This is a genomic window from Dietzia sp. IN118, from assembly GCF_032905965.1.
GTDB lineage: Bacteria > Actinomycetota > Actinomycetes > Mycobacteriales > Mycobacteriaceae > Dietzia > Dietzia kunjamensis.
The window spans coordinates 3,149,774-3,161,727 of record NZ_JAUMSR010000001.1; the positions used below are offsets into that span (position 1 = coordinate 3,149,774).

Annotated in this window: 11 protein-coding genes; 3 read left to right on the plus strand and 8 right to left on the minus strand. The window is 71.8% G+C overall.

Annotation, left to right across the window (positions count from 1 at the left end; translation table 11 throughout):
* Positions 1-257: 257 nt before the first annotated feature.
* Complete coding sequence (locus tag Q2K20_RS14995; protein ID WP_167457859.1) at positions 258-395, minus strand: hypothetical protein; 138 nt, start codon at positions 393-395, stop codon at positions 258-260.
* Between the two features lie 87 nt (positions 396-482).
* Between Q2K20_RS14995 and bluB the strand changes: the two genes are divergently transcribed.
* Entirely contained in the window at positions 483-1,091 is a 609-nt protein-coding gene (gene bluB / locus Q2K20_RS15000) for a 5,6-dimethylbenzimidazole synthase (RefSeq protein WP_067715013.1), read from the plus strand.
* Between the two features lie 19 nt (positions 1,092-1,110).
* On the opposite strand, the gene Q2K20_RS15005 is transcribed toward bluB, so the two are convergent.
* The 6 genes from Q2K20_RS15005 to Q2K20_RS15030 all read right to left on the minus strand — a co-directional run bounded on the left by Q2K20_RS15005 (position 1,111) and on the right by Q2K20_RS15030 (position 8,506).
* Positions 1,111-2,025: a VOC family protein gene (locus Q2K20_RS15005; protein ID WP_159148165.1), complete on the minus strand. Its 915-nt coding sequence runs from the start codon at positions 2,023-2,025 to the stop codon at positions 1,111-1,113.
* A 133-nt stretch (positions 2,026-2,158) separates the two neighbouring features.
* Positions 2,159-4,819 carry a multicopper oxidase domain-containing protein gene (locus tag Q2K20_RS15010; protein WP_269503024.1) on the minus strand — a complete coding sequence of 887 codons (2,661 nt, stop codon included), beginning with the start codon at positions 4,817-4,819 and terminating at the stop codon, positions 2,159-2,161.
* Positions 4,820-4,858: 39 nt separating this feature from the next.
* Positions 4,859-5,668, minus strand: coding sequence for a molybdate ABC transporter substrate-binding protein (locus tag Q2K20_RS15015; protein ID WP_069389178.1), 810 nt, complete (start codon positions 5,666-5,668; stop codon positions 4,859-4,861).
* A 3-nt stretch (positions 5,669-5,671) separates the two neighbouring features.
* Entirely contained in the window at positions 5,672-5,935 is a 264-nt protein-coding gene (locus Q2K20_RS15020) for a MoaD/ThiS family protein (RefSeq protein ID WP_227022118.1), read from the minus strand.
* Positions 5,936-5,966: 31 nt separating this feature from the next.
* Positions 5,967-7,022 carry a GTP 3',8-cyclase MoaA gene (gene moaA, locus Q2K20_RS15025; protein WP_069389177.1) on the minus strand — a complete coding sequence of 352 codons (1,056 nt, stop codon included), beginning with the start codon at positions 7,020-7,022 and terminating at the stop codon, positions 5,967-5,969.
* Between the two features lie 71 nt (positions 7,023-7,093).
* Positions 7,094-8,506, minus strand: a complete 1,413-nt coding sequence (locus Q2K20_RS15030; RefSeq protein ID WP_235027783.1) for a uracil-xanthine permease family protein — start codon at positions 8,504-8,506, stop codon at positions 7,094-7,096.
* Between the two features lie 76 nt (positions 8,507-8,582).
* On the opposite strand from Q2K20_RS15030, the gene glp reads away from it, so the two are divergent.
* Together glp and Q2K20_RS15040 are read left to right on the plus strand one after the other, a co-directional pair.
* Positions 8,583-9,833 carry a gephyrin-like molybdotransferase Glp gene (glp, locus tag Q2K20_RS15035; RefSeq protein ID WP_269503029.1) on the plus strand — a complete coding sequence of 417 codons (1,251 nt, stop codon included), beginning with the start codon at positions 8,583-8,585 and terminating at the stop codon, positions 9,831-9,833.
* 83 nt (positions 9,834-9,916) lie between these two features.
* Entirely contained in the window at positions 9,917-10,405 is a 489-nt protein-coding gene (locus Q2K20_RS15040) for a BLUF domain-containing protein (protein ID WP_069388765.1), read from the plus strand.
* A 125-nt stretch (positions 10,406-10,530) separates the two neighbouring features.
* On the opposite strand, the gene Q2K20_RS15045 is transcribed toward Q2K20_RS15040, so the two are convergent.
* Positions 10,531-11,954: IS1634 family transposase (locus Q2K20_RS15045; RefSeq protein ID WP_317176908.1), on the minus strand; the 1,424-nt coding region annotated here is incomplete at its 5' end.

The following is an 11,954-nucleotide window of genomic DNA, read 5'->3' on the forward strand; positions in this document are numbered from 1 at the left end:
CCCCCCCCTTGTGGGTGATTCTCTCCCCCGTGGTGTGTTTCCGCCGCGGTGGAGTCCCCCGGCTCGGGCGCGGACGCCCCGCCGCTGCTGGCGTAGTTGGGGGCGGGTGGGTTGGGGGGCGTGCCCGGGGCCTGGCTCATCTGCCTCTTGCGATTGACCAACCCCACCCCCCCGGGGTCCCCGCGGGCCCCTACATGACGGGCCGGAGCGGCGGCGCGGACCCCGCCCCGCCGTCAGGGGCGGGACGGGTCGAACCGTCAGCGCCGGCGGTTGCGCATCTTCTCCGCGAACTCGCGGGCCTTGCGCTGGTTCTCGGGCTTCGAGGCCTCGCGCTTGACCACCTGTACGGCCTTGAGCGCGATCCCGCTCCTCAGTGCATTGCGTAGGAATGCCATCGTGTACCTCCATGTCCGGGGGCGCCAGTCTAGAGTCGGTGGGCCCCTACCGCGACCGGCCGAGAGTGGAGTCCGAGGAGTACGGATATGAGAAGTGACGGCGACGCCCTGTGGCGCATCCTGTCGACCCGCCGCGACCATCGTCACTTCCACCCGACACCGGTCGCGCGGGAGACCATCGAGCGACTGCTCGAGGTCTTCGCGGTCGCGCCGAGTGTCGGACTGAGCCAGCCGTGGCACGTCACGGTGGTCGAGGACCGCGCCGTACGGGAACACATCCACTACGGCTTCCGCGCGGTCCGCGCCGCCGAGGCCGAACGGTTCGGCGGCGAACGCCGCGAACTGTACGACTCGCTCCGCCTGGAGGGCATCCTCCAGGCGCCCGTGGGCCTGGTGGTCAGCCATGTGCCGCCGCCGGGTCCGATCCTCGGGACCACCAGCGTCCCGGCGGCGACCGAGTACAGCGTGGTCGCCGCGATCACCCTGTTGTGGCTGGCGGTGACGGCGGAAGGCCTCGGTATGGGATGGGTGAGTCTCGTGGAACCCGGCCATCTCTCCGACAGCGTGCGGCTTCCGCCGGGCGCACGCCCTCTGGCCTACCTGTGCCTCGGGTACCCTGCCCTGGAGCTGGACGAACCACTGTTACAGACCGTCGGGTGGGGACGTCGTTCCCCGCTGTCCGTCGACTGGGTCTGACCACGCCGGGGGACCGGGGTCAGGCCCGCTCGACCCCGACCTCGATGACGGTCCCCCACGGGTCGTCGAATCGCAGGACCGCGCCGTCGTGACGTGTCTCGATCCGGTGGTCGGCCAGTCGCTGCCGGAGTGCGTCGACATCGTCCGCGGTGGGCAGCTCGATGTTCACCCGGCCCAGGCCCAGGGCCGCCGCGCGCGGGCCGGCGCCGGCCGTGCCCCAGGTGTTGACCGCGATGTGATGGTGGTACCCGCCGGCGGCGATGAACAGTGCCGAACCGACGTCGCTCATCACCTCGAAGCCGAGGGCGTCGACGTAGAAGTCGCGGGCTGTCCCGATGTCGCCGACCTGGAGGTGGACGTGCCCCAGTGCCGCGGACGTCCCGATCGACGAACCGGCGACCGGCGGGGTGAGGTGCGTGCGCAGGAAGGCGTTGGGGTCAAGCGGGTTGGTGGCCACCTTCAGCAACCCGTGGGGCTCGGTGGCCCAGGTGTCGCGGGGCCGGTCGGTGTACAGCTCGACACCGTTGCCCTCGGGGTCGTCGAAGTAGAACGCCTGACTGTAGAGGTGATCGGCGCTGCCGGTGAAGGATCTCGGCGCATGCCGGGCGACCGAGGCGACGGCCGCGGCCAGCGACGGCTCGTCGTCGAACATCACCGCGGTGTGGAACAGTCCGGCCTGCCCCTGCGTGCGCGGCGGCAGCTCGGGCATGCGGCGCATCCGCACGATCGGTCGACCCGCCCGGCCGAGCACGGCGGTCTCGCCGGCCTGCTCGAGCACGTCCAGGGCCACGCCGTCGGCGTAGAACGCGATCATCGAGTCCAGGTCCCGGACCAGGAGTTCGACCGCGCCCATGCGCGTGTCCGCCGCGAGCAGGTCGTCGGCCGGGCGCTCGGCCAGGCTGCGGGGATCGGGGTTCTGGACGTAGACGGGCATGGTGCCCTCCTTGCTCTCGGCATCGCGGTTGCGTGATGTGTCATCTATATCAACCGGCCCACCCGCTCGCCTATTCCGTGATGCGTCACCCACCCCCGCGGGACCGCCGGCCGGGGCGCCTACTCCGCGGCGTCTACTCAGTGACGTCGAGGAAGCCCGCCGCGCCCTTCTCGGCGTCGGCGAACGAGTGGTCCACGAACGTGTAGCGCCCGGGCTCGACGAAGGTCATCTCCACGAACCCGCCCTGCGACGGGGCCAGGTCGAGCGCCTGTGCGCCCCCGTTCCCACTGCCGAAGGCGTCCCGCCCGTCCCGCAGCAGGTAGGCGCCCTCCTTGTACACGGTGTCGAACTGTGAGCCCACCACGTGGAAGCTCGTCCCGTCACTCGGTCCGGCCGCCACCACCCACACGCGCACGGTCTCGCCGACCCGGGCGGTCAGCGGGTCCCGCCGGTACTGGGTCGCGTGCCCGTTGAACATCACCAGGTCGGGCTGCCCGGCCGCGATCTTGCCGGAGTCGAACGGCTCGTCCTCGGCGCCGAGGTACGACTCGGACTGGACCAGGGCGTACTCGCGGTCCACCTCGGTCAGGCCCGGCGGGTCCACGATGAGCGCGCCGAACATCCCCGCGGCGACGTGGCCGCTCATGGGCGCGGTCGCACAGTGGTAGAGCCAGGCGCCGGCCCGAGTCACGGTGAACCGGTACTCCAGCTCCTCGCCCGGCGGGATCGTCCGCATCACCTCGTCGGGACCGACGTCGCCGGCGTGGAAATCGATCGAGTGTCCGATGGTCCCCTCGTTGCGGAGGGTGACGATGAACGTGTCACCCACCGTGCCGCGGAGGGTCGGGGCCGGCAGCCCGCCGTTGTAGGTCCACACGGGCCGCACCACCCCGGGCGCGAGTTCGCCGGTGGTCTCCTCGACCGTGAGGGTGATCCGGTGTTCGCGGCCCGTCGGGGCGGGCGCGAGGGCCGGGTCGCGGGTCACGAACTCGTCGGAGGGCGGGGCCAGCACGTCGATCGCCTCGGCGGGGGCGATGCCCGCGGCGCCCCCGGCCCCACCATGGGCGTCGTGCCCGGCGGCGGGATCACCGCCCTCGACCCGGACCTGGAAGGTCATGCCCATCGCCCTGTGCCCGGCGATCGTGCACCATCCCTCGAGGGAACGCCCGACCACGCCGGCGTCCACCGTGGCGGTTCCGCCCGGGTCGACCCTGCCCGAGCCGGCCCCGTTGGTCAGGTACAGGTCGTGCACCGTCGTGTCGTCGTCGTTCGTCAGTTCGATCACCAGCCGGTCGCCGGCGGGGACCGTCACCGTGTTCGGTTCGAACCTCATCCCCACCGCCGTGACCTCCACGGTCGTCGTGTTCCCGGTCGGGGTGACCGACGCGGCCTGACCGGTGCGGCGGAGTGGCGAGGACGGGTCGGCGGCGAGCGCGGCCCCCGTGGCGAGGACCACCACCAGCGCGGCGGACAGCGCGCCGACCAGATTCCGCCGACGGCCGGGCGCGATCTCCGGCCGGGACGTGCCCGGGGTGACGCGGGCGGGCTTCTCGCCGGCCTCGCGGGCCGCGGCCGCGCTCCGGATGACGGCCAACTGCGCGCGGACGGCGCGGATCATCACCGGCAGGAACAGCGCGAACCCTCCGAACGCCAGCGTGGAGCCGACGACCCGGGTCCAACTGGTCCCACCGGGCACGAGGAAGACAACCAGGCCGGCGTTGACCAGGACGAGGCGGAAGGCGACCAGGCGGTTCATCTCCACCATCCCCGCCCGCACCGCCGCCGGACCACCCCGCATCACGGTGGGCATGAGGAAGCTCATCGCCCCGAAGAGGATCTGGGCGGCCGCACCGGCGAGCAGCGGGGTCGTCACCTGTCCCAGTTCGCCGATCCGGCCGGTCGCGACGAGCCACGTCGCCCACCCCAACGACACCGGCAACCACACCAGCCCACACGCGATACTCATCGAGGCGAACTCCCGCGGCGGCGCCGTGCGCGCGGTGCGGACGAGGTGGACCAGGTGCCACAGCACGGCCAGCAGGTACACGCCCAGTGCCGTGGCGGTCACCGGCGTCACGCCCGCGAGCGAGCCCGCCGCGGCCACCACCACCGCGACCGACATCACCCCCAGGGACCGGACCGCCGCCGCGTCCTGGCCGGCGGCCATGGGGGTGCGCAGTACCGTCGCCCAGAAGGTCACCAGGGTGGTCAGGACGGTGATCCCGACGAACCCCAGGACGTTGACCGCGAGGTGGAACGCGTGCAGGCGGACGGCCCACTCCCCCGGGACCCCGACCCCCATGAAGGCACCGGCCACCGCCCCGGCGGGCAGGAACGCGGCCGCCACGGCGTAGTACCGGACGATCGGCCGGAACCGGGTCGGTTCCGCCGCCCGCAGCTGCCCGACCAGGTCCACGACGTACCAGGCCACCGCGCCGCCCACGACCGTGGCGCCGGTGACGATCGGGATCGGCCACGACCCGATCATGCCCACGACCAGGACCACGATCCCGGCGTTGAGCAGCATGATCCTGCGCACCTGGAGCGCGCGTGACGCCTCCGGGGGTCGCCGGTGCAGCAGGGTCTCGGTGAAGTGCTGGCCCCACACGAGGATCGAGTTGGTGAGCAGGCCCAGGGTGAAGACGTGGATGATCGTCCACGTCGCGGCGGGCACCCACCGGTGGACCACACCCAGCAGCACGAGGGCGATCATCCACAGCTGCACGGGCCGGGTCGCCCGGCGGTGCCACGACCCCTTCCGCCGGGACGGGGTCCGGTGCGCCGCGGTGTCCATACCGCCGAGTCTAGGTCCGCCCCCCGACCGCGCAGACGCCTACTGCGGCAGCGGGGCCAACCCGGCGATCTCGAGGGCGCGACGGCCGCGGTCCGACGTCACCAAGTCGAGGAACTCGCTCGCGGCCGCGCGCTCGGCCCCGGCGTCGGGGCCGTCCTCGGCACCCGGGATCCTGGCCACCGTGTACCGCGTCGTGCCGGCGTCCTGCGCCAGCTCCCTGTCGCGCTGGTCGACCTCGGCCAGCGCCACCCAACCGTGGGACGCGGCGACATCGGTGCGGTAGACGATGCCCACGTCGAGTTCATGGTCCGCCAGGCGGGCCGCGAGCGCGCGCGAACTCGGATCACGGGGGACCCCCGGCGGGGTGGCCACGCCCGCCACGGCCAACAGCGACTCCGCCGCGCGACCGCAGGGGACGTCCAGCTCGCACAGCCCCACCCGCAGGTCGGGCCGTTCCAGGTCGCGGAGGCCGGTGACCTGGCGCGGGTTGCCGGACGGGACCGCGACGACGACGTGGTTGCGCGCGAACACCACCGGTTCGACCGCCACTCCCGTATCGACGAGCCACTGCATGGAGCCCTCGTCCGCGGAGGCGAACACGTTGATGTCGTCGCGGGCGGGCATCCCCTCGGCGATCGTGTCGGAGCGGCCCAGTTCCAGGCTCACCCGGACCCCGGGGTGCTCGTCCTCGAAGACGTCGATCATCTCGGTGAACGCCTCGGACAGGGACGGCGAGGCGGCGACCCCGAGGGTCATGACGGGGGAGTCGGGCTCCGGCTCGGCGCACGCGACGGTTCCCGAGCACGCCAGGGCGAGAGCGAACGCGCTGACAGCCCGGCCCCGGTTCACCGATCAGCCTCCGGCGAAGGGAGGCAGCACGTCCACCTCGGAGACACCGTCGATCGAGGCGTGGGGGTCACGGGTCGTCTCCTCACCCACGAGGAACGACGACACGGTCACGATGCTGGCCAGCGGCTCACCGTGTCGCTCGCAGACCTCCCGCGCCAACTCCCCGACGGTCGTGGCCTGTGTGTGCAGCCGTTCGCGGGCGGTACCCGCGGCGTCCTCGGCGGCCGCGTAGTACCCCACGGTGATCACTCTCGGTGTCCTGCTCACGACGTCAACCCTATCCTCCGGCACTGACACGTCAACCACCTATGGCGCCCATCGACCGCCGCGGCCTGTGGAAGGCGGTGCCGCCGATGCCGTGGCCTGCCTGCTTGCCCCACATCGCGCCGCGCCAGACCTCGGCGACCTCGTGGTCCGGGGCGCCCGATCTCAGCACCCCGAGGACGTCCGTCTCGTCGTCGCTGAACAGACACGACCGCACGGTCCCCTCGGCGGTGAGGCGGGTCCGGTCGCAGGCGGCGCAGAAGTTGCGGGTGACGGTCGCGATCACCCCGACCGTTGCGGGAGCATCTCCCACGGCGCGTCCGGCGACCCGCCACATCTCGGCCGGCGCGGACGGGTCCTCGCGCCCGGCGGGAACGAGGTCGAAGCGGGTGCCGAGGGAGTCCAGCACGTCCTGCGCGGTCACCATCTCCGCGCGCGACCACGTGTTGTCGGCGTCGAGCGGCATCTCCTCGATGAACCGTAGTTGCACCCCCTCCGCCAGGGCCCATTCCAGCAGGTCGGGCGCTCCGTGCAGGGTCGCCCGCAGGGGCACCGCGTTGACCTTCACCGGGTCCAGGCCGGCCTCGACCGCGGCCCGCACTCCCCGCAGGACGGACGGCAGCCGGTCCCTGCGGGTGAGTTGGGCGAACTCGAGGCGGTTGACGGTGTCCAGGGAGATGTTGATCCGGTCCAGACCGGCCTCGACCAGCGCGCCGACCCGGTGTTCGAGCCCCACGCCGTTGGAGGTCATCGCGATCGGCAGGTCGGGGCACTCGGCCCGCGTGCCGGCGATGATGTGCTCGAGGTCGGCCCGCATAAGGGGTTCTCCCCCGGTGAAGCGGACCTCGTGCACGCCCAGCTCGCGGTGCGCCAGGGCGACCAGCCGGATCACCTCGTCAGCGGTCATCCGCGCGGCGTCCGGGATGGGCGGCAGTCCTTCCTCGGGCATGCAGTACGTGCAGCGCAGCGAGCACTTCTCGGTCAGCGAGACGCGGAGGTCGCGGGCGACGCGGCCGAAGGAGTCGACGAGCAGCGGGGTGGCGGGGCGCGTGGAGGGGCTGCGGGTGTCCGGTTCGGTCACGGCGCCCACCTCCCTCCGCGGTCGCGTGGCTCCGAGTGTAGGGGGCACCGTCCGGCGGCGTGCGACCCCCGTCCGGTCACCTATCCGCTGTGTCCCCGTCCGCGGCGCGCCCCTGGCGGGGCGGGGACGTCCGGGTTCGGACCCAGGAGCGTGAGCTCGTGGATCTCGTCGCGCTCGGCCTGGCCCCGCAGCTGCGGCGCGATCGCCCGCCCCAGGTGGTAGCCCAGGACCACCACGAGGGTGCCCAGCGCGATGCCACCAAGCTGGAAGTCGCCGGTGATGACCAGGGTGGTGTCCCCGATCGCGATCACCACACCCGCCGCCACCGGCACCAGGTTGAGCGGGTTGCCGAAGTCGACCCGGTTCTCCTTCCAAATCTTGGCGCCGAGCAGGCCGATCATGCCGTAGAGCACCACCGTGATGCCGCCGAGCACGCCGCCCGGGGTCGCGGAGATCACGGCCCCCAGCTTGGGGGAACACCCCAGCACGATCGCGGTCAGCGCGGCCACCACGTAGGCGGCCGTCGAGTACACCTTGGTCGCGGCCATCACGCCGATGTTCTCGGCGTACGTCGTCGTCGCCGATCCACCGAACGAGGTCGCCAGCACGGTTCCCGCGCCGTCCGCGGCGAGGGCCCGGCCCATCAGGCCGTCGGTCTCGGTGCGGGTGATCTCGCCGATCGCCTTGACGTGCCCGGCGTTCTCGGCGATGAGCGCGATGACGCCCGGCACCACGAGCAGTACGAACGCCAGCGAGAAGTCGGGCGCGTGGATACCCACCACGCCGGCGGCCTCGTCGGTCATCGGCGGCAGCCCGATCCACGGCGCGTCCCACACTCCCGACCAGTCCACGCGCGGGCTCTCGGGCCCGGTGACCAGGTCGAGCACCCAGGACAGGACGTAGCCGAAGACCAGGGACAGGAAGATCGCGATCCGCCCGGCGAAGCCCTTGAGTCCCACGGTCATCCCGATCAGCACGATCATCACCGCCAGCGCGACCCACTGGTCCTGCGGCCAGTACGTCTCCGCCACCACCGGCGCCAGGTTGAAGCCGAGCAGCATCACCACGGCGCCGGTCACCACCGGCGGCAGGATCGCGGTGACCACGCGGCCGCCCACGACGTGCACGATCAGGCCCACCACCAGCAGCGTCGCGCCGGCGACGAGCATGGCGCCGGTCACCTCGGCGCTGGTGCCGCCCTGCGCGCGGATGGCGGCGACCGCGCCGACGAATGCCACCGAGGTGCCGAGGTAGCTGGGGACCTGCCCCTTGACCACCGCGAGGAACAGGAGGGTGCACACGCCGGAGAAGAGGATCGCCAGCTGCGGGTTGAGCCCCATGATGATGGGGAAGACGAATGTCGCGCCGAACATCGACACCACGTGCTGGGCGCCGATCCCGATGGTCCGCGGCCAGCTCAACCGCTCCATGGGGGCGACAACCTCGCCGGGTCTGATGTTCTTGCCGTCGCCGTGTACCGACCAGAGACCCACTTCTTCCCCACTCTCGCTGCGTCCGGCCGCACTCGCGCGGACCGTAGGCACAGTACAACGCGGTTACGGTGGTTACATGACCTCCCTGCCCGACAGGCCGAGCCGCCCGTCCCCCGCCGAGTACCGCGAGCTCCTGCGTGCGCACCTGGAGCCGGTCCTCGAGCGGGCCGCCCGCAGTACGCACCTGCCGCTCGCGGCGTGCGCGGACTCGGTGCTCTCGGCGGCGTTGCGGGCGTCGGTCGACCTGCCGCTGTTCGTCAACTCGCAGATGGACGGGTACGCGGTGCGCTCCGCTGACGTGGCCGGGGCGGGACCCGACTCGCCGGCGCGGCTGACGGTGGTCGGGGCGGTGCACGCCGGTGACGGGCCGGGACCCGATGTCGACGACGACGAGGCCTGCAAGATCATGACCGGAGCGCCCGTCCCCCGGGGTGCCGATTGTGTGGTGCCCATCGAGGACACGACCGTGAGCGAGACCGACCCCACTGTCGTCCTGGTGCATGCGCCGCGGTCGCGGGGCGAGTTCATCCGTCGCCCGGGGGACGATGTCCGGGCCGGCGACGTGGTGATCGACGCCGGGGTGCGGCTACAGGCGCGGCACCTGGCGGCGGCGGCCTCGCTCGGGGAGTCGGGACTCGGCGTGCGGCCGCGGCCGCGGGTCGGGGTGGTGGCGACCGGTTCCGAGCTGGTGGCGCCGGGGCGGCCGCTCGCGCCCGGCCAGATCTGGGAGTCCAACTCGATCACCCTGGCCGCCGCGCTCAAGGCGTGCGGCTGCGAGGTCACCACGACGCTCATCAGCGGCGATGACCGCGCGGCGTTCACCTCGACTCTCGACGAGGCCGCCGGGGACGCCGACCTCGTGGTGACCGTCGGCGCGGTGTCGATGGGCGACGCCGAGGTCGTGCGCCAGGTGCTCGCCGACCGGGAAGGCGCTCGTTTCGCCCCGATCGCCATGCAGCCCGGCGGCCCGCAGGGGCTCTCGAGCTGGCGTGGGACTCCCGTGGTGTGCCTGCCGGGCAACCCCGTGAGCGCGATGGTGTCGTTCGTCGTGCTCCTGCGGCCGGTCATCCTCGAGGCCGTCGGCCGCGCGCCGATCCGCCCCGTCCGCGCCCGCCTGTCCCGCGATGTCACCTCGCCTGCCGGGCGGGTGCAGTACCTGCGGGCGGCGCTGGCCGCGGACGGCGACGGCCGGCCCACTGCCGATCCGGTCTCGGGCCCCGGCTCGCACCTCGTGGCCTCGATGGCCCGGGCGGACGTGTTGATCGAGATCCCCGCCGACGTCACCTCACTGGAGTCCGGCGCCGAGGTCGACGTCCTGCCGCTGTAGGGGCACGCCGTACAGTCCGGGGGAAGGTGCGTTGACCAGCCTGCGCACGTCGTACTTCGCCGCAGGCGAGAACGGGGGTCCCGATGCGTTCCGACGCCGAGCCGACCGCGGAGCAGACCGCGGTGCCGGACGAGGGCCTTCTCAAGTACCTCGTGTACACGAGTACGCCGACCAGGCAGATGGTGCCCGAGGACTTCGAGTCGATCCTGCGCACTGCCAGGCACCGCAATCGTCGCGTGGGGATCACCGGCATCCTGCTCTTCCGGGACAACTGCTTCATCCAGTTCCTCGAGGGCCCACCGGCCGAGATCGATGCCCTCCTGGACGACATCATCGCCGATGAGCGGCACCACCACCTCCGCGTGATCCTCACCGAGACGACCGTCGACCGCAGCTTCCCCGATTGGCGGATGGGATTCGGGACGCCCGGGGCCCACGAGCCAGCCGGCCTGCCCGACGAGCGCGACAGTTTCAACGACCTCGCCGCCGGTGCGGACGGGGGCACGGTGCGACGGGCGGCCGACGACGTGTCGACCTGGTTCAAGGCGAAGGAACACTCCGCCGCGTCCTGACCGGGGTTTCGCAGCTGGTGGGCACACGGTAGGCGCCGAAAGTTGGTGTGGCCTGCGGTAAGGCATGTTGAAGCTCGCAGGGGTCGTGTTACTACGGCCCCTGCGGGTCTGCGCGCGGGGCGGTGTCAGGTGGTGGTGAAGTCGGCGAACTTCGGTGGCTCGGGCAGTTCGAGGTCGCGCCAGATCTGCTTTTGGGCCTCGGTGGGCTGGGAGCGCTGCCTGACGGTGCCTTCGCTGGTGGCCAGGGTGACCAGGTGGAGCCGGTCGAGTTCATGCCGCAGGGTGCGCCAGGTCTGCCCGGTGGTGGTCTCGGCGACGCGGATCAACAGCAGTGCGAGCCAGCACAGTTGCACGTGGGCGCGGATCCGGTCCTCGCGACGGTGGAACACCGGCCGCAGGCCGAGGCTGCTTTTCATGTCCCGCCAGCCGGCCTCCACGGCCAGGAGTTGCTTGTAGGCCGCGGCCAGATCTTCGGCGGTCAGGGTGGTGTCGGAGGTGCGCAGCAGCCACTTGCCGTCGAGCTGGGCCTCGCGCTTGGCGGCGGCCCGGTCGATGCGCAGCAGGCCAGTGGCGGTACGGCGCAGGTAGCGGCGCAGGCCCGGCTTGTTCTTCAGCGAGCCGACGAACTCCGAGCGCTTCGCGGGAGTCCACGCATCGGAGCCATCGATCAATCCGGCCAGATGGTCCATCAGGTTCGCCCGGACTGCCTGGTCGCGGTCTGCCTGGTCGGGGTTGTGGCAGATCACGAACCGCACCGCCCGGGCGCCACCATCGCCGTCACCCTGGCCACCGGGGGCGACGCGCACTTCCTTCACACGCAGATTGCCGGCCACAGTGCGGTAGCGCCCCGGGCGGGCCAGGGCAGCGGTGGCCTCACGGTTGGTGTGGCGCAGCTTCTCGGCGTGGATGTAGTGCCCGCCACCGCGGGTGAGATAGCTGCGGTTGGCCTGCGAGGCGAAGCCACGGTCGGCGACCCACACCATTCGGCGCAGGTTCCAGTCGTCCAGATCGTCCTTGATGGTGCGGATGATCTGACTGTCACCGGTGTCGCCCGGGAAGGTCCAGCAGCGCACCGGGATGCCATCGCGGGTGACGGCCATCGCGATGACCACCTGCGGTAGATCGGTGCGGAAGTCTTTGGAGTGGCCGAACGCGCGGGCCCCGGATTCGACCGGATTGGCGTCCTCGTCGCCAGGGTTGTCGTCCTGGAGTTCGGGCAGCTCGTCGGGGTGGTCGGTCTCAAAATAGGTGCTGGTGGTGTCGACGAACACGATGTCCAGATCGAGGTTGAGCAGGTTCGCCACGGAGTCGAAGATCTCGGCGGCGATCTCCTCGAGCACCTCCAGGAGGAAGTCCATCGCCCGGTAGGCGTGATCCTCGCCCAGTTCGGCCAGCCCGTCGATCGCGACCCGCTCGCCCACCCAGCCGGTCGCCGCCAGCTTCGATCCTGGTTCCAAGGCCCGCTGGGCGACCAGGGCGAACAGCACCCGTTCGGTGAACTGCCCATCCAACCGGCGACCGTCAGCGGCGCGGCGGATCGCCGCCCCGA